The sequence below is a fragment of the Streptomyces sp. NPDC052301 genome (genome assembly GCF_044593395.1).
Lineage (GTDB): Bacteria > Actinomycetota > Actinomycetes > Streptomycetales > Streptomycetaceae > Streptomyces.
This window is the reverse complement of the sequence record NZ_JBIUBE010000008.1, coordinates 29509-48873: the sequence shown is the minus strand read 5'-3', so window position 1 is coordinate 48873 and position 19365 is coordinate 29509. Positions and strand designations below refer to the sequence as shown.

At 70.8% G+C, this 19365-nt stretch carries 22 protein-coding genes; 4 read left to right on the top strand and 18 right to left on the bottom strand.

Annotated elements, in window-relative coordinates; all coding sequences use genetic code 11:
- Positions 1 to 3 precede the first annotated feature (3 nt).
- Positions 4 to 942 (bottom strand): LysR substrate-binding domain-containing protein, encoded by a 939-nt coding sequence (locus ACIHEJ_RS23040; RefSeq protein WP_400138865.1) that lies wholly within the window; start codon positions 940 to 942, stop codon positions 4 to 6.
- Positions 943 to 1081: 139 nt separating this feature from the next.
- On the opposite strand from ACIHEJ_RS23040, the gene ACIHEJ_RS23035 reads away from it, so the two are divergent.
- Entirely contained in the window at positions 1082 to 1636 is a 555-nt protein-coding gene (locus tag ACIHEJ_RS23035) for a peroxiredoxin (protein ID WP_400138357.1), read from the top strand.
- 3 nt (positions 1637 to 1639) lie between these two features.
- Positions 1640 to 2173 carry an alkyl hydroperoxide reductase gene (locus ACIHEJ_RS23030; RefSeq protein WP_400138356.1) on the top strand — a complete coding sequence of 178 codons (534 nt, stop codon included), beginning with the start codon at positions 1640 to 1642 and terminating at the stop codon, positions 2171 to 2173.
- Positions 2174 to 2195: 22 nt separating this feature from the next.
- Here ACIHEJ_RS23030 and ACIHEJ_RS23025 read toward each other — a convergent pair whose 3' ends face one another.
- The 6 genes from ACIHEJ_RS23025 to ACIHEJ_RS23000 all read right to left on the bottom strand — a co-directional run bounded on the left by ACIHEJ_RS23025 (position 2196) and on the right by ACIHEJ_RS23000 (position 10095).
- Positions 2196 to 3521, bottom strand: a complete 1326-nt coding sequence (locus ACIHEJ_RS23025; RefSeq protein WP_400138355.1) for an AI-2E family transporter — start codon at positions 3519 to 3521, stop codon at positions 2196 to 2198.
- 139 nt (positions 3522 to 3660) lie between these two features.
- Positions 3661 to 4359 carry a transglycosylase SLT domain-containing protein gene (locus ACIHEJ_RS23020; protein WP_400138354.1) on the bottom strand — a complete coding sequence of 233 codons (699 nt, stop codon included), beginning with the start codon at positions 4357 to 4359 and terminating at the stop codon, positions 3661 to 3663.
- Positions 4360 to 4757: 398 nt separating this feature from the next.
- The gene (locus ACIHEJ_RS23015) at positions 4758 to 6083 is read right to left on the bottom strand and encodes a PhoH family protein (RefSeq protein ID WP_400138353.1); all 1326 of its coding nucleotides are present in this window, start codon (positions 6081 to 6083) and stop codon (positions 4758 to 4760) included.
- A gap of 351 nt (positions 6084 to 6434) precedes the next feature.
- A complete protein-coding gene (locus tag ACIHEJ_RS23010) occupies positions 6435 to 7208 on the bottom strand; it encodes an isoprenyl transferase (RefSeq protein WP_400138352.1) in 774 nt (257 codons plus the stop codon).
- A 660-nt stretch (positions 7209 to 7868) separates the two neighbouring features.
- On the bottom strand, positions 7869 to 8654 hold the full coding sequence (locus ACIHEJ_RS23005) for a methyltransferase domain-containing protein (RefSeq protein WP_400138351.1): 786 nt from the start codon (positions 8652 to 8654) through the stop codon (positions 7869 to 7871).
- Between the two features lie 532 nt (positions 8655 to 9186).
- On the bottom strand, positions 9187 to 10095 hold the full coding sequence (locus ACIHEJ_RS23000; RefSeq protein ID WP_400138864.1) for an LLM class flavin-dependent oxidoreductase: 909 nt from the start codon (positions 10093 to 10095) through the stop codon (positions 9187 to 9189).
- Positions 10096 to 10134: 39 nt separating this feature from the next.
- Here ACIHEJ_RS23000 and ACIHEJ_RS22995 point away from each other — a divergent pair, with 39 nt between their 5' ends.
- Together ACIHEJ_RS22995 and ACIHEJ_RS22990 are read left to right on the top strand one after the other, a co-directional pair.
- The gene (locus ACIHEJ_RS22995; protein WP_400138350.1) at positions 10135 to 10533 is read left to right on the top strand and encodes a DUF192 domain-containing protein; all 399 of its coding nucleotides are present in this window, start codon (positions 10135 to 10137) and stop codon (positions 10531 to 10533) included.
- Positions 10534 to 10542: 9 nt separating this feature from the next.
- Positions 10543 to 10956 carry a DUF3224 domain-containing protein gene (locus ACIHEJ_RS22990; RefSeq protein ID WP_400138349.1) on the top strand — a complete coding sequence of 138 codons (414 nt, stop codon included), beginning with the start codon at positions 10543 to 10545 and terminating at the stop codon, positions 10954 to 10956.
- 4 nt (positions 10957 to 10960) lie between these two features.
- Here the strand turns inward: ACIHEJ_RS22990 and ACIHEJ_RS22985 are convergent, their stop codons facing one another.
- From ACIHEJ_RS22985 to ACIHEJ_RS22935, 11 genes are all read right to left on the bottom strand, one after another.
- Entirely contained in the window at positions 10961 to 11584 is a 624-nt protein-coding gene (locus ACIHEJ_RS22985) for an OmpA family protein (RefSeq protein ID WP_400138348.1), read from the bottom strand.
- 13 nt (positions 11585 to 11597) lie between these two features.
- Positions 11598 to 12179, bottom strand: coding sequence for a hypothetical protein (locus tag ACIHEJ_RS22980; RefSeq protein ID WP_400138347.1), 582 nt, complete (start codon positions 12177 to 12179; stop codon positions 11598 to 11600).
- A gap of 34 nt (positions 12180 to 12213) precedes the next feature.
- Entirely contained in the window at positions 12214 to 12798 is a 585-nt protein-coding gene (locus tag ACIHEJ_RS22975) for a pilus assembly protein TadG-related protein (RefSeq protein WP_400138863.1), read from the bottom strand.
- On the bottom strand, positions 12795 to 12992 hold the full coding sequence (locus ACIHEJ_RS22970; RefSeq protein WP_363217471.1) for a hypothetical protein: 198 nt from the start codon (positions 12990 to 12992) through the stop codon (positions 12795 to 12797). Before ACIHEJ_RS22970 ends, ACIHEJ_RS22975 begins: the two co-directional genes overlap by 4 nt.
- 125 nt (positions 12993 to 13117) lie before the next feature.
- A complete protein-coding gene (locus tag ACIHEJ_RS22965; RefSeq protein WP_400138346.1) occupies positions 13118 to 13864 on the bottom strand; it encodes a response regulator in 747 nt (248 codons plus the stop codon).
- Between the two features lie 12 nt (positions 13865 to 13876).
- Entirely contained in the window at positions 13877 to 15304 is a 1428-nt protein-coding gene (locus ACIHEJ_RS22960; protein ID WP_400138862.1) for a sensor histidine kinase, read from the bottom strand.
- Between the two features lie 97 nt (positions 15305 to 15401).
- Positions 15402 to 16289 carry a DUF5936 domain-containing protein gene (locus ACIHEJ_RS22955; RefSeq protein WP_400138345.1) on the bottom strand — a complete coding sequence of 296 codons (888 nt, stop codon included), beginning with the start codon at positions 16287 to 16289 and terminating at the stop codon, positions 15402 to 15404.
- A 7-nt stretch (positions 16290 to 16296) separates the two neighbouring features.
- Entirely contained in the window at positions 16297 to 17241 is a 945-nt protein-coding gene (locus ACIHEJ_RS22950) for a type II secretion system F family protein (protein ID WP_400138344.1), read from the bottom strand.
- A gap of 7 nt (positions 17242 to 17248) precedes the next feature.
- Positions 17249 to 18586: a CpaF family protein gene (locus tag ACIHEJ_RS22945; RefSeq protein WP_400138343.1), complete on the bottom strand. Its 1338-nt coding sequence runs from the start codon at positions 18584 to 18586 to the stop codon at positions 17249 to 17251.
- Between the two features lie 18 nt (positions 18587 to 18604).
- Entirely contained in the window at positions 18605 to 18982 is a 378-nt protein-coding gene (locus tag ACIHEJ_RS22940) for a TadE/TadG family type IV pilus assembly protein (RefSeq protein ID WP_400138342.1), read from the bottom strand.
- Between the two features lies 1 nt (position 18983).
- Positions 18984 to 19364: a TadE family protein gene (locus ACIHEJ_RS22935; RefSeq protein WP_400138341.1), complete on the bottom strand. Its 381-nt coding sequence runs from the start codon at positions 19362 to 19364 to the stop codon at positions 18984 to 18986.
- Position 19365: the final 1 nt, after the last annotated feature.

Sequence of the window (19365 nt, the reverse complement as noted above, 5' to 3'; positions counted from 1 at the left end):
CTCCTAGTCCAGAACCCTCACCGGCAGCACCCGCAGGGCGTCCCGCAGAGCAGCAGCCAGCTCCTCGTACTCCGCGGAGCGCGCCGCCCCCGTCCGCATGGCGAGGGCGACGCGCCGGCTCGGAGCCGGATCGGCGAACGAGCCGGTGAGGAGCTGGCTGCTGCGCGCCGTCTCCAGCTTCAACGCGGTACGCGGCAGCAGCGTGCAGCCGAGGCCGCCCGCCACCAGCTGGACCAGCGTGGACAGGCCGGCGGCGGTGGTGGTGACCGGCGCGTCCGCGCGGCCGGCCTCCCGGCAGATGTCGAGGGCCTGGTCGCGCAGGCAGTGCCCCTCGTCCAGGAGCAGCAGGTTCAGCTCCTTCAGCGCCTCGCGGGGGATCCCCTCCCGGCCGCCGAGCCAGTGGTCGATCGGGGTGACGAGCATGAAGTCCTCGTCGAACAGGGGGAGTTCGACGACGCCGGGCACGCCGAGCGGGACCGCCAGCAACAGCAGGTCGAGGCGACCGGAGTTGAGGCCGTCGAGGAGGCTGGCGGTCTGCTCCTCGTGCACCTGGAGGTCGAGGGACGGGTAGCGGTCGTGGACCAGCCGCAGCACGGTCGGCAGCAGATACGGCGCCACGGTCGGGATCACCCCGAGGCGCAGCACGCCCGTGAACGGCGCCCGGACCGCCTCGGCCTCCTCCATCAGCGCCCCGACCGCGTCCAGCACCGCCTTGGCCCGTACGGCGAGCCGTTCACCGGCGGACGAGAGCAGCACCTTGCGCGTCGTACGCTCGAGGAGCGTCACGCCGAGGGTCTCCTCCAGCGCCGAGACCGCGCCCGAGAGGGCGGGCTGGCTCATCCCGATGGCCGCCGCCGCGTCCCGGAAGTGCAGGTACTCGGCGACGGCCGCGAAGGCACGCAGCTGGGCGAGGGTCGGCTGCCTCTGCTTGCCGTTACTCATGGTCACTGATAGCCACCTCCGATCAACATGACCGAGTGTAGCTATTTCCCTAATCAATCCACCCTGTGCCAACATCGACAACGTCCAACCCATGGGAAAGATCCTCAAAAGGGGTCTTTCCTCGCTGCAAGGAGAGCATGTGCTCACTGTCGGTGACAAGTTCCCCGAGTTCGAACTGACCGCCTGCGTCTCGCTGGAGAAGGGCAAGGAGTTCGAGCAGATCCACCACAAGTCCTACGAGGGCAAGTGGCTGGTCGTGTTCGCATGGCCGAAGGACTTCACCTTCGTCTGCCCGACCGAGATCGCCGCGTTCGGGAAGCTGAACGACGAGTTCGCCGACCGCGACGCCCAGATCCTCGGCTTCTCCGGTGACTCCGAGTTCGTCCACCACGCCTGGCGCAAGGACCACCCGGACCTGACCGACCTGCCGTTCCCGATGCTTGCCGACTCCAAGCACGAGCTGATGCGCGACCTCGGCATCGAGGGCGAGGACGGCTTCGCGCAGCGCGCCGTCTTCATCGTCGACCCGAACCGCGAGATCCAGTTCACCATGGTCACCGCCGGTTCCGTGGGCCGTAACCCCAAGGAGGTCCTGCGGGTGCTGGACGCCCTGCAGACCGACGAGCTGTGCCCGTGCAACTGGACCAAGGGCGAGGACACCCTGGACCCGGTCGCGCTGCTGGCTGGTGAGTGACCCATGTCGCTCGACTCCCTGAAGTCCCGCGTCCCGGACTACGCCAAGGACCTCAAGCTCAACCTGGGCTCGGTCATCGGCAACTCCGACCTCCCGGCGCAGCAGCTGTGGGGCACGGTGCTGGCGACCGCCATCGCCTCCCGTTCCCCGATCGTGCTGCGTGAGCTGGAGCCGGAGGCGAAGGCGAACCTGACGCCGGAGGCGTACCAGGCCGCCAAGGCGGCAGCAGCCGTCATGGCGATGAACAACGTCTTCTACCGGACGCGCCACCTGCTGTCGGACCACGAGTACGGCACCCTGCGCGCGGGTCTGCGGATGAACGTCATCGGCAACCCGGGCGTGGAGAAGGTCGACTTCGAGCTGTGGTCGTTCGCGGTCTCCGCGATCAACGGCTGTGGCATGTGCCTGGACTCGCACGAGCAGGTGCTGCGCAAGGCCGGCGTGGAGCGCGAGGCCGTCCAGGAGGCGTTCAAGATCGCCTCCGTGATCCAGGCGGTCGGCGTCACGCTGGACGCCGAGGCGGTTCTCGCCGAGTGAGGCCCGCTTCGTCAGACCCCGCTCACTCCTGGTGGGCGGGGTCTTCCGCGTTCTCCGCCACGGTCACGTCGTCCTGAGGGCCGGCACCGTCCCGCTGCCGGGGGACCTCCTCCGAGTACTTCCGCAGATAGCCCACGACCGTGTTCGTCACCGCCACCAGCGGTACGGCCACCACGGCGCCGCCGATGCCGGCCACCATGCCGCCGGCCGCCACGGTCAGCACGACCGCCAGCGGGTGGACGCGGACCGCGCGGCCGAGGATGAACGGCTGCAGGACATGACCCTCGATCTGCTGGACCGCGAGGACCACCACCAGGGTCATGACAGCCGTGAAGACACCCTGGGTGACCAGGGCCACGATCACCGCCAGCGCGCCGGAGGCGACCGCGCCGACGAGCGGGATGAAGGAGAACAGGAAGATGAAGACGGCCAGCGGGACGGCCATCGGCACGTCCAGGAAGTAGATGCCGATGCCGATGAAGATCGCGTCGATCAGGGCGACCAGGACCGTGCCGCGCACATAGGCGGTCAGGGTGCGCCAGGCGCGCGGGCCGGCGCCGGCCACGCCCGGGCGGGCGGCGGCGGGCACCAGCTTCAGGAACCACTCCCAGATGCGCTTGCCGTCGTAGAGCAGGAAGAGCGTCGAGAAGAACACCAGCAGGATGCCGGTGAGCGCCTCGATGATGACCTGAACGCCCTCCAGGCCCGCGGAGGTGATCTGGTCGGTGTTGGCGCCGATCGCCTCGCGGAGGTTCTTGGCGATCTGGTTGATCTGCTTGTCGGTGACGTGGAAGGGACTCTTCAGCAGCCAGTCGCGCAAGTCGTCGATGCCGGACTGGATCTGGGTGGAGAGCGTGTCGATGTTCTCCATGACCTGCCAGGTCACGAACCAGCCCATCAGCCCGATGACGACGAAGCCGGAGATGGCGGTGAGCGCGGTGGCCGGGCCGCGCGGCACTCCGCGGCGGGTGAGCCGGGCGACCGTCGGCTGCAGCAGCGCGGTCACCAAGAGGGCGATGACGAAGGCGAACACCACCAGCTGCACGGCACTGATGACCCGCATCAGCACCCACACGGTGCCGGCGAGGATCAGCAGCCGCCAGCCGGCCTCGGCCGCGACCCGGACACCCCAGGGCACCGCCTCGGCGGGATCGGGGCGGGGACCGGCCGGAGGCGCGGGCCGGGGAGCGGGCTTCGCCGGGGCGGCGGCGCCGGCCGGTGCGGGTCCGGTGCCGTCGGGGCGGCCGTCGTGCTCCTGCTCGACCTCCGCGCGGCGCTCGTCCAGCCGCTCGCCCATCTCGGTCAGGCCGGCACCGAGCCGGCCGAGCCACCCTGGCACTCGCGACATCATCCGTCCTCTTCCCCCGCGTTCCCGGGCGCTCGCCACCACTCCCCCCTGGAGTCGTTCGCATACGACCGTACAGGGCGAAAGCCCCTCCCCTGAGGACGGGGAGGGGCTGCGCAAGGTTGAGCGGGAGCGGGCCGGACTAGTACCAGTGGTTCGCCGACCAGAACGACCAGGCCTGGCAGGGGCTGCCGTACCGGCTGTTCATGTAGTTGAGGCCCCACTTGATTTGGGTCGCCGGGTTGGTCTGCCAGTCGGCACCTGCCGAGGCGTACTTGCCAGCGGGCAGGGCCTGGAAGAGACCGTAGGCACCGGAGGAGGCGTTGACCGCGTGGTAGTTCCAGCTGGACTCGTGGTCCACGATGTTGCTGAAGCACTGGAACTGGTCGCCGGCCACCATCTGACGCGCCATCGCCTGGATCTGCGCGACGGTGTAGCTGCTCTGGACCGGGAAGCTGGAGGAGTCGCGGGCGCTGTCGCGGCTCGCGGCCTCGGTCTTCGCCTCGGCGCGCTCCTTGGCCTCCTTCGCCGCCTTCTCGGCAGCGGCCTTCTTCGCGATCGCGGACTCGGCAGCCGCCTTACGGGCCGCCGCTTCGGCGTCCTTCTTGGCGCTCGCGTCCGCGGCGATGGCCTGTGCGTCGGCCTGCTGCGTCAGGGACGCGGACTGGACCTGGGCCTGCTGACCCGCGGGTATGTCCGCGAGGAGCGTGGTGTCGGCGGCCGTCGGCTCGGCGTCGTTGTTCTGCGCGACGCTGCCCGAGGCAACTCCGACGACGCTTCCGACGGCGGTGACCGCGGTGGCCGAGGCCACTGCGAATCCCCGGACCGAAATCCGGCTCACACGGTTTCCTTCCAGCATCGCCCGCTTCGGTGACCCTGGCGGACGCAATCGTGCCCCCTGACACTGGCCTCCCAACTGCGGGGTCACGGGAGGCGCGGGCCCGGTGGGCAACTCCCCGGAAGGGAGCGCCACGTGGTGCTCGGGCGGCATACGACGAACTCTATGGAGTTGATGGTGCTTCTGTGGTGCTGTACCGCTGGGGGTACAGGTGTGTCGTATGCGGGGCCTGACAGGACTGAGACTCTGCCGTAACCGGACGCCGGGTGGCAATTCTGAGTTGCGTGTGAAAGCTCACATCCCGTTTCGCCCTGGGGATTTCCGGAAAGCTCCACACGCCAAGGCGCCGCCCGGCTAGGCTTCTGACCTTTACCGGACGGCGCCAACTGGGTTGTTACGGCTCAGATATGGCCGTCTTCGAGCATTTCGGTCACAAGGGCCGCGATCTGGGACCTCTCGGACCGGTTCAGCGTGACATGGGCGAAGAGCGGGTGTCCCTTCAGCTTCTCCACGACGGCGACCACACCGTCGTAGCGCCCGACGCGCAGATTGTCCCGCTGTGCCACGTCATGGGTCAGAACGACCCGCGAATTGGCGCCGATCCGGGACAGCACGGTCAGCAGCACGTTCCGTTCCAGCGACTGCGCCTCGTCCACGATCACGAACGCGTCGTGCAGCGAACGGCCGCGGATGTGCGTGAGCGGGAGCACCTCCAGCATCCCGCGCGCGGTGACCTCCTCGATGACCTCGCGGCTGGTGACCGCCGAGAGGGTGTCGAAGACGGCCTGCGCCCACGGGCTCATCTTCTCCGCCTCGGAACCCGGCAGATAGCCCAACTCCTGCCCGCCGACCGCGTACAGCGGCCGGAAGACCATCACCTTCTCGTGCTGACGGCGCTCCAGGACCGCCTCCAGGCCCGCGCACAGCGCCAGCGCCGACTTGCCGGTGCCGGCCCGGCCGCCCATCGAGACGATGCCGACGTCCGGGTCGAGCAGCAGGTCGAGCGCGATGCGCTGCTCGGCACTGCGGCCCTTGATGCCGAACGCCTCGCGGTCGCCGCGGACCAGGCGGACGTTGCCCTCGGCGGTGACCCGGCCGAGGGCCTTGCCGCGCTCGGACTGGATGGTCAGGCCGGTGTGCACGGGGAGGCCGGAGGCCTCCGGCACGTACACGTGTCCCTCCTCGAAGAGGACGTCCACCTGCTCGCCGGGGAGCGTCAGTTCGCTCATCCCCGTCCAGCCCGAGTTCTCCGTGATGGCGAGTTCGGCCCGGTACTCCTCGGCGAGCAGGCCCACGGACGAGGCCTTGATCCTCAGCGGCAGGTCCTTCGACACGACGGTGACGTCGAACCCCTCGGCCTGCAGATTGCGGGCCACCGCGAGGATGCGGGAGTCGTTGTCCCCCAGGCGGTAGCCGGTGGGCAGCACGCTGGGGTCCGAGTGGTTGAGCTCGACACGGACGGTCCCGCCCAGCTCCCCGATCGGGATGGGGGCGTCGAGGCGACCGTGCTTCACCCGGTAGTCGTCCAGCAGGCGCAGCGCCTGGCGGGCGAAGTAGCCGAGCTCCGGATGGTGCCGCTTGGCCTCCAGCTCCGTGACCACCACGATGGGGAGCACGACCTCGTGCTCGTCGAAGCGGGTCAGGGCGTTCGGGTCGGCCAGCAGGACGCTGGTGTCGAGAACATAGGTGCGCCGGTCTGGCTTGTGGCGCTTTGTGCTGGTCACCACGGAAGGACGTACCCCCTCGGATGAGGTCGGGGAGCGACGAAGTGGAGCTGGACCGGTCGACGGCCCCTGCGCATGGCGGGCCGAGAACCGGCCCTCCGCGGCTGTTTCCGTGCAGTGACCGCACGGTCCGGCTGGTGCAAAGGGCCTCCCGGGCGGACGGCCCCGAGCCGTCCGCTGAGATCCGACACCCGTGGTTCGGGTGTCGACCTGCTTGGCTTATGCCCTCGAACATGCGCCGCCATGCAAATGCAGCCAACAGCGCGCCGGTGAACTCCTTGTTACTTCCACCCGAACCGGGGTATACGGCAACCGCCCCGGCGCCGGGCGGCGACGGGGCGGTGCGGTGTGCGGTCAGCCGCCGTAGCGGCGGTGACGTGCGGCGTAGTCGCGCAGGGCGCGCAGGAAGTCCACCTTGCGGAAGGCGGGCCAGAACACGTCGCAGAAGTAGTACTCCGAGTGGGCGGTCTGCCAGAGCATGAATCCGGACAGCCGCTGCTCGCCGCTGGTGCGGATGACGAGGTCCGGGTCGGGCTGGGCGCCGGTGTAGAGGTGACGGCCGATCATGTCGATGTCGACGGAGTCGGCGAGGGCCTCCATGGACACGCCCTTGTCGTGGGCGTCCATCAGCATGGACCGCACGGCGTCGGCGATCTCCTGCCGGCCGCCGTAGCCGATGGCCACGTTGACGAGTATTCCGTCGATGTGGGCGGTGGCCTCCTCGGCCTCCTTCAGCGCGGTCTGCATCGGCGAGGGCAGCAGGTCGGGCGTGCCGACGTGGTGCACCCGCCAGCGGCCGTCGGCGGCGAGGGTACGGACGACGTCCTCGATGATGCCGAGCAGGGGGACGAGCTCGTCCTGCGCGCGGTCGAAGTTGTCCGTGGACAGCAGCCACAGGGTGACGACCTTGACGTCGGTCTCGGTGCACCAGCCGAGGAACTCCTCGATCTTCTCGGCACCGGCCCGGTGGCCGTGGACGGTCGTGGAGCCGGACGCCTTCGCCCAGCGGCGGTTGCCGTCCATGATGACGCCGATGTGCTTGGGCACCTGATCGTGGTCCAGGTGACCCTCCACCCGGCGTGCGTAGAGCCTGACGAGCAGGCTGCGCAGCTTGTCGCGCAGGTTCACGTGGCCCTCCGGGGGTTGGCGCGGGATAGGGGTGCCGGAGCCGCCGAGCCTACCCCTGCCGGGGGCTTGGGCACGGCACGGGCCCCTTGGACGGGACGTCGGCTCCCCTGGAGAGGTTCCGGAAGTCCGCAACGAAAAACGGGCCGGTCCGTGGGGGGGAGACGGACCGGCCCGAGGGGGGGTTTCCACCATAACCCTTCGTAAGGGATGGTGGGTGCATCGGCGCCGCACAACTACTCTCCGAAGTCACCCGGCGACACCCCGGTGGGCGCGGAATGCTCGATTCAGGGGGGTTTCCTGGCCGATTCACAGCGAAATCACAGGCGAAACCGGCCAGATGCGAAGGGAATCGCAGGGTTTGCGCCATTGTGGGGATAGTTCGCTGACTTGTCCGCGAGTCCCTCCGACGGGCTACCCCGTCGGCGAACGGTGGACTTGACGGCTCCACTACGGGCCGGACCGGCGCCGTTCGGGTTCACGGCCCCGCGCAGCCCCCTCCACTGCGCGGCGCCGCCCGCGCAGCTTTGCTGACGCGAATAACCTTGGTCTGAACTTACGTGACCCGCGGGACGGATGTGAACCGCCGCCGATAACGATGTGGAAACCCCGGGCGAACACCGGGTGAACAGGGCGGCCTTCCCGCCCCTTTCGTCCCGTCTGTCAGGACCGCGGTTTCCGGACGTCGAGCAGATGGCGGGCGCTGTGCGCCACGAACGGCCCCTGCCGCTCGATCTGTTCGTGCAGGGCGCGGAGCCGGGGCCGGTACGCCTCGGCCGTGAAACCGGGGACCATCCACACCACCTTGCGCAGGAAGTGCACGACCGCGGCGACGTCGTGGAACTCCATCCGCAGCCGCTCCGCCCGCAGCCCGGCCACCTCCAGGCCCGCCGCCTCGGCGTCGGCCCGCTCCCGCTCGGGATCCCGGGCGCTGCGCACCTCCTCCGGCTGCGGCCCGAGGAAGAACTCGACCAGCTCGAAGACGCTGGCGGGTCCCACGTGCTGGGCGAAGTAGGTGCCGCCGGGCCGCAGCACCCGGGCGATCTCGTCCCAGTGCGGGCGTACCGGGTGCCGGCTGAGCACCAGGTCGAAGGCCTCGTCGGCGAACGGCAGTGCCGCGTCGTCAGCGGCGGCGACCACCACGACACCGCGGGGCCGCAGCAGGGCGGTGGCCTTGGCCACGTTCGGCGGCCAGCCTTCCGTCGCGGCGACCAGCCCGGGCCGGGCCGGCTCGGCCGTGCCCAGCGCGAAGTCCAGCACCTCACCGCCGCCGGTCTGGATGTCGAGGGCGGCCTCGGCCCCGGCGAGCCGCTGCCCCGCCGAACGGGCGTACCCCCACGACGGCCGCGCCTCGGTGGCCCGCCCCTCGAACCACGAGAAGTCCCACCCCTCGGTCGGCACGGCGACACCCTCGGCCACGAGCTCTTCGAAGGAACGGTTTCCTGCCATGCCCTCCATGATCGCAGGGCGCTGCGGACGGGGGCCGCTCGATTTCGCCCGGGGTGGGGAGGGAGTGGGCGGCGGGTCAGTGGAAGGGAGGCGAGCCGGAGGGCCGGCTCAAGACGGGGCGAACAGGGTGTACGCCGCCCGGGCGGCCGGTGCGGCGAACACGCCGGCCTCCGGCGGACGCACGGCCTCCCGCGCGCCCACGCCGCCGGGCGCATGCTCCGGCGTGTACCGCACCGCCCACGCCGTCCGGCACCCGCTCCGGCGTGCTGCACCGCCCGCAGCCGCGTCCGGTTCCCGGGTGCGGTTGCGTCCGGCCGCGACGACCGTCCCCTCCGGGACGTGCAGCACCGGGCCGGCTGCCGGCCCGCAGCGCTCCCCGGGCCGGCTCGAAGGGCGGTTGCCAGGAAGCGGGGAGGACCGCGGGGGGGTCGGCGGACGGGCGGCCGGGAGACGGGGGGCGGTCGTCATCGGCGGTTCTCGCCGCCGACGGGCCGTGCGGCAGCCGCCGCTGACAACGCCTCGCGACCTGCGGTCACGGCACCAGCGGGCGGACTTCCTCGGCGGCGAACCGCACGAAACCCTCCGGGTCGGGCTCGTCCCCGGTCGGCTGCAGCACCACGGTGTCGGCACCGGCCTCGGCGAGCCGTCGTACGGCCGCGGCCACGGCGTCCGCGTCACCCGCGACCCCGGCCCCGGACGTCGGCCCCAGCCCCTCGGCGACGAGTTCGGCCCGCAGCCGGGCGTCGGCGCCGGCTCCCGTGGCGGCGAGCAGATAGACGACGACCTGGTGCGGCTCGCCGCGCCCCGCCTCCTTCTGTCCCTCCTCGATGAGCCGCCGGGCCTGCCGTACGCCGTCCGGCGAGGTGGAGGCGGTGAGAACGGTGCCGTCGGCCCTGGCGCCGGAGAGGCGGAGCGTGCGCGGGCCCGTGGCGCCGGCGAGGACGGGTGCCGGCCCCTCCGGGGGCCAGTCGAGAGCGACGTCGTCGAGGCAGACGTAGCGGCCGCGCACGGTGAGCCGCTCGCCGCGCAGCAACGCGCGCAGGGCGTCGAGATGCTCGCCGAGGAGCGTGAGCGGGGAGGCGGCGCGGGCGCCGACCTGCCCCATCCAGTCCTGCACGCCGTGGCCGACGACGAGACGCGCGCGGCCGGGGAACATCCGGTGCAGGGAGGCGGCCTCCATGGCGGTGAGCGCCACGTTCCTGAGGGGCACGGGCAGCAGTCCGACGCCGACCCGTACCCGCTCGGTCCAGGCGAGCGCGGCCGCGGCGGTCGAGATCCCGCCCTCCAGGAAGCAGTCCTCCCACAGCCACAGTTCCTCGAGCCCCGCGTCGTCCGCGACACGGGCGACCGCCCGCAGGCGCTCGGGCGGAAGCTGAGGGCGGAAGACGACACCGAGTCCAGTCATGGGACTCTTCCTAGTGGGGAGGAAGTGAGGGAGCAACCGAGTTTCGGGCAACGCGAGTTGGTGGAAAGACGGGACGTGGGCAGACGCTGGCGGGACGGCGCCGGAAGGCTGGTCGTGCCGAGCGCGGAGGGCGGCGAGGACGCGGCGGTCGTCCTTCCCCTGGAGATCGCCGCCTCCTACCGGACCCGGACGAAGGGACTGCTGGGCCGGGACGCGGTCGACGGGGCGCTGCTGCTGTCCCCGGCGAGCGGGGTGCACACCTTCGGTATGCGCATCCCGATCGACGTCGCCTACCTGGACCGCCGTCTGACCGTCCTCGCCGTCCGCACGATGCCCCCCGGCCGCCTGGGACTTCCTCGCCTCCGGGCCCGGCACGTCCTGGAGGCGGAGGCCGGCGTGATGGCGGGATGGGGGCTGCGGGCGGGGGTGCGGGTGAGAGTCGAGGCCGGGGGCGTTGTCAGTGGTCCGGCCTAGCATTCCGGCATGAGAGCTTCAGGAACGTTCACGGTCGAGGAGTTCACTCCGGCCCAGGTTCGGTTGCCGGAGCCGGTGGTCGAGACGGCGGTGCCGGTCGGGGTGGCCACCATGCGGAAGCGGTACGAGGGGGAGGTGACCGGGGTGTCGGGGACGCTGTTCACCGCGGCCTACGACCAGGGCAGCGCGACCGGGACGTATGTCGCCATGGAGTCCTTCGAAGGGGCACTGGGTGAGCGGAGCGGAGCGTTCAACTTCGCGCACTCCGGGACGACCCTCGGGGAGGGCAGGGAGGCCGACTTCTTCGTGATCGTGCCGGGCAGCGGAACCGGGGCGCTGGCGGGGATCCGAGGGGCCGGCGGTCTGGAGATCGACGCGGACGGCACCCATCGGATCTGGTTCGAGTACGAGGTGGGCGCGTAGCGGCTCACTCCTGGGTGCGAGGGAAGGTGACCTCGACCCGGCGGTTCTTCCTGCGGCCTTCCTCCGTCGAGTTGTCGGCGATGGGGTACTGCTCGCCGTAGCCGCGGACCTCGAAGGTGACGTCCGGGTCGTTCAGGTCCTGGTCCAGGACGGCCTGGACGGCGTTGGCGCGTTGCCTGGACAGGACGTCTCCGTGGGCGGAGGAGCCGAGGTCGTCGGTGAAGCCGAAGACGCGGACCTGGGTGGCGTTCTGCTTCCTGATCTCCTCGGCGATGGTGGCGATACGGGCCTTCGCCTCGTCGCCGAGCTTGGCGCTGTCCTTGCCGAAGAGGACTTCGGCCTGGAGCGCGAAGGTGACGTCGGCGTTGGTGTCCTCACGCCGCTCGTCCCCACTCTGGTCCTCGACGACCGACTTGATGTCCAGCACCTTGGGGGCGGCGAGGGTGGCGCCTTCGGGGAGCTTGAGGTCGGGGTCGGTGGGGTCGATCTTCACCGGGGCGGTGGCGGAGGGTTCGGTGACGGGGGGCTGACTGGGGTCGGTGTCGTCGGCCTGGGCCGGCGGGGTGGCGCAGAGGGTCGCGGCGACGAGGAGTGCCGCGGTGGTGAGGGTGAGGCGGGTGGTGGTCACTTGGGCCTCACCCTCATCCGGAGATCTTGACGGTGCCGCTGGAGAACGTGGGCAGTTGGAGGGTCACCTCGGCGGTGTCCCCGGGTGGAGAAGGGAACTGCATGAATACGGGGAGGGACTGACCGCCCTTGAGCGTACCCAGGCCGGTCGTGGTGAGGGGGCGCCCTTCGGTGTCGCGCAGTACGTAGTACCGCTTCTTCCCCTTGGAGTCGACGAGGGTGGCTCCCCCCAAGGACGGGCCGTTCTTGGTGATCTCGGTTTCGTTGCCACTCAGGGCTGCCGGAATGAGCAGATCCTTGGCCCCGTCGTTCTTCAAGGTGCCGTTCACCGTGACGAAGCCGCCGGAATCACGCTGCACGGAGGTGATCTGGAGAAGCAGGCCATCCGAACCTTTCAGCTCGGCCTGCGGCTGGTCCGACTGGCCCTGCTGGGTGGTCGGGTCGGACCCTGACGCCGTGGAAGCGGACGCTGAGTGCTCCGGCGTCTTGTCGTCGCCGCCACTTCCGCCGCAACCGGCCACGCCGACGGCCAGACCAGCCGCAACGGCCAATGCGACCATCCCCCTGCGGACCTTCGCAGTGAACCGCATGCTCATCGCTCCGCTTCTTTCGTCATCGGTCGTTCGCTCGTCAGTCCGCCAGGTGGACGTCGAAGAGGTCTTCGGGCTTCGGGAGCCCGGTGGTGTCGTCCGGCTTGAGATGCCAGACCTTGTCCTTGCAGGTGAGTGGGGGCAGCTTGTCGCCGTCGGCACCCTCGTCGGGGAACTTGCAGAGGGGTTCGATCTCGGCGGTGGCGGAAGCCTTCGACCTGTAGTTCTCGGATCCGGGTACGACGGAGCGGCCGACGGACTTGGTGGTCGTCACGTCGGCTTGGTATTTCAACAGCTCAGGAGAGAAACAGGCATTGAGCTGGGCATCGTTCTGGGAGGCAAGCTCTCCGGCCCGCCCGCACGGATCGTCGACCGGCGACCTGCCTTCGAGAATGACCTGCCACTTCTTCGGGTCGCTCAGAACCTCTTCCCACTGAGCCGTGAGCTGGTCCCGCACGTTCTGGGCCGCCGCGAGGGCCGCCGCATCCGCGGCCGTCTGGGCCCCACCCCGGTTCACTGACGCCTGCCCGACCGCGAGGTAGGCGAGAGCGAGAAAGAGCAGGCCCGCCACCACCGTGATGTAGATGGGGAAGGCCTGCCCTGCGTCGGACCGTCGACAGGTCAGCCGCCGGTGACCTCGCTGATCTTGTTCCGGATCGCATCGAAGATCGTCTGCCCGATGCTCGTACCCGTGATCGCCAGCACGATCGCCACGACCACCGCGATGATGCCGAGGTACTCCACCGCGGTCTGGCCCCTGTCGCTGCGAGCAACGCGGGCCTGCAGATACGCGACGGTGGTGTTGAACCAGTTGCTCATGGTGGTCCCCTCCGGGTTCGCCTCCGATCCGGACAACGTATGCCGCAACGCGCCGTCCTCCGGAGGGCCCCAGGACCCAACCCCGGACCCATTCCCCGCCGCCCGCACTCCCCCGCGTCCCCACGTCACGCCACCCCCAGCCACTTCGCCGCGGCCTGGGACCTCGTCGTGCTCTGGAGCTTGGCGAAGATGCGGTTGATGTGGTTCTTCACCGTCTTCTCGCTGATGAAGCAGGCCGCGGCGATCTGCTGGTTGGTCATGCCGGAAGCGATGAGGTCCATGATCTCGGCCTCCCTCTCGCTCAACCGGAACCGCGACCGAGACGACTGTCCCACAGGTGGTTGCAATTGCGAAAGGGCTTGGGTGGTGATTCTCCTTGCATCCGCTACGATTTCACCCTCACCGTGTGCAGGTGCACTCGCCCGCAATCCCGTCAGCAACGCCTCAGCCGCTCCCGGCGTCACATGCGGCCGTCCTTCCCGGACGTCCCGTATCGCCCGCACCAACTGTTCCGTCGTGAACTCGCCGTGCACCAGATATCCCCCCGCCCCCAGCCGCAGCGCCTCCCGCACGGTCTCCGTCTCGTGGCTGTAGGTGAGCATCATGACCGGGGCCAGCCGTACCAGGTGCGGCAATGCCGAGATTCCGTCGACTCCGGGCATGCGGACGTCGAGGAGGATCACGTCCGGGCGGTGCCGTACCGCCGCCTCGTACGCCTCGCGGCCGTCCGTCGCCTCCGCCACGACCGTGGTGTCCGCACGGCCCGACAGCAGGGCCGTGAGGCCGGCGCGGACCACGGGATTGTCGTCGGCCACCAGCAGCCGCAGGGGCGGTGATGCCGGCGCGGGCGGGGGAAAGTGAGGGTGCTGCATCGGGGCCTCCTCTCAGGGGGCGGAAGGTGGGGAGGGGGACGGTAAGCGGAGCTCCACGCGTACCTCCGTGCCGCGTTCGTGGCCACCACGGCCGATGCGGATGCGGGCGCCCGTCTGTGCGGACCGTTCGACCATGCCGAGCAGACCGAAGTGGCCGCAGGCGCGCAGCCGTTCCAGTGTCGTGCCGGGCGGGAGGCCGCGGCCGTCGTCGTGGATCGTGAGGCGCAGCAGGTCGCCCTGGACCGTTACGCGCACGTCCACTCGGGTCGCGGTCGCGTGCCGGTGGGCGTTCTCCAGTGCCTCCGTGGTGATGGCGAGGAGGTGGCGGACCGTGGCCGCGGGCAGGAGGGGCAGCGGGCAGTCGGGTGGGCCGCAGTCGCACGACACCTGGAGGCCCGTGTGGGTGGTGAAGTCCCGGGTACGCGCCATCAGTTCCTGGCAGAGGGACCTGTCCGCCAGGTGCCCCGGCGTCTCCCGCCGTAGCTCCGTCAGCAGTTCCCGCGACTCAGCTGCCGCTCTGCGCGCCGAGCGGGACACCAGTTCCGCCTGGCCCTTGATGCGGTCCGGGTCGGGCGCGGAAGCCGAGGCGGTCGTCGCCAGGCCGTCGGCCGCCAGGGCCACGCCGTACAGGGTCTTGGCCACGGAGTCGTGCATCTCCCGGGCCAGCCGGGCGCGTTCCGCGCTGACCGCCTCCGCCGCCGCCAGCCGTGCCTGGGCCGTCGTCAGTGCCTGGGTCGCGGTGCCGAAGCGGAGCATCAGGTTGCGCAGGGTGGATCCCATCGCGCCGGCGATCACGCACAGGCCGGGAAGGAGCAGGGCCTCGGCCACGGGGGCGTGCCGGTCGGCCTTCAGCGTGGCGTGGACCAGGAGCAGGATCAGGGCCTGCAGCGAGGCGAAGCAGGCCGCGCCCCGCCAGCTGTAGACCAGCCCGGCCAGCAGCGGGGTGCAGACGCTGACGTAGGCGAGGGTGGTGTCCGGGCCCGCCGATACCAGGAGGAGGGAGCCGAAGAGGGTGTCGGCGGCCAGGAGGGTGGGGTGGCGCAGGAGGAGGGGGCCGAAGCGTTCCCAGTCGCGGAGGAGGACGTACGACCCCATGAAGGTGACCACCACGGCCGCGCCGACCAGGCGGGCGCCCAGACCCGGGGCCGCGTTGAGGAGGGCGGCGGGTGCGGCCAGGACGATCATCGCGAGCCGGAAGCCGAAGACCTGCCGGCACATGGCCTGCAGTGCGCGCACCTGGAGCTTCTCGGAAAGCTGCGCGGACGGCTCGGTGACGATTCCGTCCGACGCACCCGCCGGCTCCCCGGCCGCCGTCCCCGTCGGTTCGACGGCAACCCCGGCCGTCGTCCTCGTCGGACCTACCGCCGCCTCCGTCGGCCCGGTGGTACCGCCGGCCTCCGGGCCCGCCACCCCCTCCGCCGCCCCCTCCGCCGCCCCCATGCGCCGTACGGCCCGCTCCGCGAGCGTCCTCAGCCGGCCCGTGCAGGAGACACCGCGCCCGCGCCCCGTCATCCCCGTCGCAGCCACGACCCGCCCCTCACTTCCCCGTGAGGGAGCCGAAGTCCACGCCGGAGCCCAGGAGCAGGCCCGCGCCCAGCAGGAGCATCGTCGCCGGGACCATGAACGTGGTGATCATCAGCGTGGCCTTGGGCACCGCGCGGGCGGCCTTGCGGCGGGCGTTCTGGGCGTCGGTGCGGCGCATGTCCTTGGCCAGGGAGACCAGCGTGTCGACGATCGGCGCGCCCAGTTCCTCGCCCTGCTGCAGGGCCGTCACGAACATCGCCACCTGTTCCGAGTCGTTCCGCCGCCTGAGCTCCGCGAAGGCCTCGCGGCGGCTCATGCCCAGGTCCATCTGGCGGAGTGTGATGCGGAGTTCGTCGGCCCACGGGCCCTCGTAGTGCGCGGCCACCCGGTCCAGGGCCTGCCGGAAGCCCAGGCCCGCGCTGACCACGACCGCCAGCACGTCCAGGAAGTCGGGCAGTGTGCGCTCGATGACGTCCTTGCGGACGCGGATCGCCGACCAGATGCCGACCTCCGTCCAGAACGCCCCGAACAGCAACAGCAGCAGGGCCACGAACCACTGGCCGCGCAGCAGGAAGACCAGGAAGCCGACGCCGCCCAGCGCGCCGTAGACCGCACGGCGGGCCGCGTAGCGGTCGATGGTCAGGCCACCGGGATTGCCCGCGAGGTCGATCTTGCGGCGGTACTTGGCGACCAGCCGGGGCCCCATCAGGCGCAGCACGGCGGGGGCGTAGCGCATCCCCATCCGGTCGATGACGGAGCCCACCGCACCCGTGCGGGTGGCCCCGACCTCCAGGGCGACGGCGAGGTCGCCGGGGAGCCTGGCCTCCGCGCGGTACATGCGGATGCCGGCGAAGGCGCCCCCGACGGCGACGCCCATCAGCAGTGCGAACAGGAATCCCATGGGCCCCTCACACGTCGATCCGGCTGAGGCGCCGGATGAGGACGAAGCCGACGGCGTACAGGGCGAAGGCGATGACGACGCAGGCCTGGCCGACCGGTGAGCCGGTCATCCGGGCCAGGGCGCCGTCCTTGACGCCGTTCATCAGGAACAGCGCACCGATGCCGAGGACGGGGACGGCGTACGACGTCATGGTCACCTGGGAGAGCTGGGTGCGGATCTCGCGCCGGGTCTCCTTGCGCTCCTCCAGCGTCTCGGTCAGGTTCCGCAGCGCGGACACCACCTGGCCGCCCGCCCTGTTCGACAGCACCAGCGTCGTGACGAGGACGACGAGTTCGCGGGACGGGAGGCGGCCGGCGAGTTCACCGAGCGCGTCATCCAGGGAGTGGCCGATCGCCAGCTGATCGGCCACTCGCGCCAGTTCCTCTCCGGCGGGTGCCTCCAGCTCCTCCGCCGCCATGCCGATCGCGGTGCGCAGCGCGAGGCCTGCCTGGGTGGCGTTGGCGAGGATGCGGGCCAGTTCCGGGAGTTGGTTGATGAACCGTTCGATGCGTTTCTGCCGCTGCCAGTTGAGGAACTGGACCGCCGCACCGATGCCCAGCAGCCCGGCGATCGGTCCGAAGAAGGGGGCCAGGGCGGCCTGGCCGATCAGCCAGAGCGCGGCGACCGCGGCGAGCATGTAGACGAAGAACTCGCCCGGTGTGACGTCCAGGCCCGTGGTCGCCAGGCGGAGTTCCAGCCAACGGCCGAGGCGGGTACGGCGCAGCCGCCGGTCCAGGTCGCGGAAGCGGCGCCTGCGGCCGGTCGCCGAGGTGGGGCCGGTGTGCGTGAGCCGGTCGACGAGTGCGGCACGCTGCGCCCGGCCCGAGGCGTAGGCGTGCACGCCGGCCACCGCCAGCACGCAGGTCAGCAGCGTCACTCCGGTGGTGAGCTGGACGAGGGTGTGGAGTTCCATGGGTGGTTCACCTGGCTTCTCGGGTGGCGAGCTGGTCGACGGAGTGGGCGACACCGAAGGCCTGCGGGACGGGCTGGCTCGCCATGTAGAGACGGTCGGCGGTGCGGCGCGGGAGGGGGAAGTACGCGAAGGCGCCGTACACGCGGCCGTCCGGTGTCATGGGCCGGGCGTCGAAGCGGGCCACGGTCGCCAGCCGGTACGGCTCCCCGCCGTGGCTGTCGAGCAGCGCGATCTCGGTGATGCGGCGGGCGCCGTCGGCGAACCGGGTGAGCTGGACGATGACGTCGACCGCGCTGTTGATCTGGTCGTGCAGGGCGGCGAAGGGGACCTCGACGTCGGACATGGAGGCGAGGGTCTGGAGCCTGGTCAGCGCGTCCTCGGCGCTGTTGGCGTGGACGGTCGCCAGCGATCCGTCGTGGCCCGTCGACATGGCCTGGAGCATGTCGAGGGACTCGCCGCCGCGGACCTCACCGACCACGATCCGGTCGGGGCGCATCCGGAGGGAGTTGCGGACCAGGTCGCGGATGGTGACCTGGCCCTTGCCCTCGACGTTCGGCGGCCGGGACTCCAGGCGGACCACATGGGTCTGCTGGAGCTGGAGTTCGGCGGAGTCCTCGATGGTGATGATGCGTTCGTGGGACGGGATCAGCCCGGAGAGCGCGTTGAGGAGGGTCGTCTTGCCGGTGCCGGTGGCGCCCGACACGATGATGTTGAACTTCGCCTGCACCAGGCCCGCCAGCAGGTACACCATGTGCTCGTCGAGCGAGCCGAAGGAGATCAGCTCCTGGAGGGTGAAGGAGCGCGGGAAGCGGCGGATGGTGAGGATCGGGCCGGTCAGCGACAGCGGCGGGATGATGACGTTGACGCGCTCACCGGAGGGCAGCCGCGCGTCCACCATCGGGTTGGACTCGTCCACCCGGCGGTTGACCGTGGACACGATCCGCTCGATGGTCTGCATCAGCTGGTCCGAGGAGACGAACCGCAGGGGCAGCTGCTCCACACGTCCGCCGCGCTCGACGAAGATCGCGTCGGGGCCGTTCACCATGATCTCGGTGATCGACGCGTCCTCGAGGAGGGGTTCCAGGATGCCGAGGCCGAGCGCCTCGTCCACCACCCGGCGGATCAGCTGGGAGCGCTCCACCGTCGACAGGACCGGGCCCTCGCGGCTGATGATGTGCCCGAGCACCCGCTCCAGCCGCGCCCGGCGTTCGGCCGCCGCGAGCGAGCTCATCTCCGCGAGGTCGATCTCCTCCAGCAGCTTGGCCCGGTAGGAGGCGACCAGGTGCCCGTCCTCGCCCCGGCTGCCGTGCTCCTCCGGAGTGCTGATGCGTGCCCGCAGACTCATGGGTCGGCGACTCCTCGCTTAGTGGTCGAGCGGCATGGTGGCGGACTTGGTGGCGTTGCCGAGGTCCCAGACGATCCTGGGGATGTGGACGGTCGCGGTGACGGTGACGGCGTCCGCCCCCTCGGCGGACGAGCAGCTCACCGTGATGCCGCCGCTCACCGCGTCCGCGCAGGCCTGCGCATAGGACTGCCGCAAGGAGGCCGCCCGCGCCCCCGCCCGGGCCGCCGTACCGGCCTGCTCGGCGGCGTAGGCGACGGCCCCTATCTGGAACCCGGCCAGCCCGACGATCAGCAGGACCGGGATGAACCCCAGGTACTCGATGGCCACCTGGCCCCGGTCGCGGGCGCGGCCCCGGCCGCGGGCGTGGTCGTCGCAGCGTCGGCGGCGGTACGGCATCTCAGCGCTTCACCTCCTCCACGGCGCCGGCGTGGCCGTGCACCGTGACCGGGAAGTCGATCGAGCCGGGGAAGAGGACGGGGACCTTGATCGCCACGTCAGCCGTCACATAGCCGGTCCCACCGCACCGCTCCACACTGGCACCCCCTCGCCACGCCCCCGACAGGTGCTTCAACGCCGCCTGCTCGCACACCCCGAACCGCTCCCCCCGAGGCGCTGCCGTGCCCGCACGCACCCCTTCGTCGGCTGCATTCCCCGCGAGCGTGTAGGCGTACCCCACGAGCACGGCCTGCCACATCAGCACCAGCGTGAGGATGATCAGCGGCGCCATGCCCAGGAACTCGATGCTGACCTGACCGCGGTCCCGCTCCGGCCGTCTCATC

Bases quoted from the DNA above. Each gene is read 5' to 3' on its own strand.
- ACIHEJ_RS22955 (WP_400138345.1), bottom strand. From the start codon at position 16,289: ATGGGATTCCTGTTCGCACTGCTGATGGGCGTCGCCGTCGGGGGCGCC.
- ACIHEJ_RS22950 (WP_400138344.1), bottom strand. From the start codon at position 17,241: ATGGAACTCCACACCCTCGTCCAGCTCACCACCGGAGTGACGCTGCTG.
- ACIHEJ_RS22945 (WP_400138343.1), bottom strand. From the start codon at position 18,586: ATGAGTCTGCGGGCACGCATCAGCACTCCGGAGGAGCACGGCAGCCGG.
- ACIHEJ_RS22940 (WP_400138342.1), bottom strand. From the start codon at position 18,982: ATGCCGTACCGCCGCCGACGCTGCGACGACCACGCCCGCGGCCGGGGC.
- ACIHEJ_RS22970 (WP_363217471.1), bottom strand. From the start codon at position 12,992: ATGAGCAACTGGTTCAACACCACCGTCGCGTATCTGCAGGCCCGCGTT.
- ACIHEJ_RS23040 (WP_400138865.1), bottom strand. From the start codon at position 942: ATGAGTAACGGCAAGCAGAGGCAGCCGACCCTCGCCCAGCTGCGTGCC.
- ACIHEJ_RS23030 (WP_400138356.1), top strand. From the start codon at position 1,640: ATGTCGCTCGACTCCCTGAAGTCCCGCGTCCCGGACTACGCCAAGGAC.
- ACIHEJ_RS22965 (WP_400138346.1), bottom strand. From the start codon at position 13,864: ATGCAGCACCCTCACTTTCCCCCGCCCGCGCCGGCATCACCGCCCCTG.
- ACIHEJ_RS23025 (WP_400138355.1), bottom strand. From the start codon at position 3,521: ATGTCGCGAGTGCCAGGGTGGCTCGGCCGGCTCGGTGCCGGCCTGACC.
- ACIHEJ_RS22990 (WP_400138349.1), top strand. From the start codon at position 10,543: ATGAGAGCTTCAGGAACGTTCACGGTCGAGGAGTTCACTCCGGCCCAG.
- ACIHEJ_RS22980 (WP_400138347.1), bottom strand. From the start codon at position 12,179: ATGAGCATGCGGTTCACTGCGAAGGTCCGCAGGGGGATGGTCGCATTG.
- ACIHEJ_RS22960 (WP_400138862.1), bottom strand. From the start codon at position 15,304: ATGGGGGCGGCGGAGGGGGCGGCGGAGGGGGTGGCGGGCCCGGAGGCC.
- ACIHEJ_RS23005 (WP_400138351.1), bottom strand. From the start codon at position 8,654: ATGGCAGGAAACCGTTCCTTCGAAGAGCTCGTGGCCGAGGGTGTCGCC.
- ACIHEJ_RS22935 (WP_400138341.1), bottom strand. From the start codon at position 19,364: ATGAGACGGCCGGAGCGGGACCGCGGTCAGGTCAGCATCGAGTTCCTG.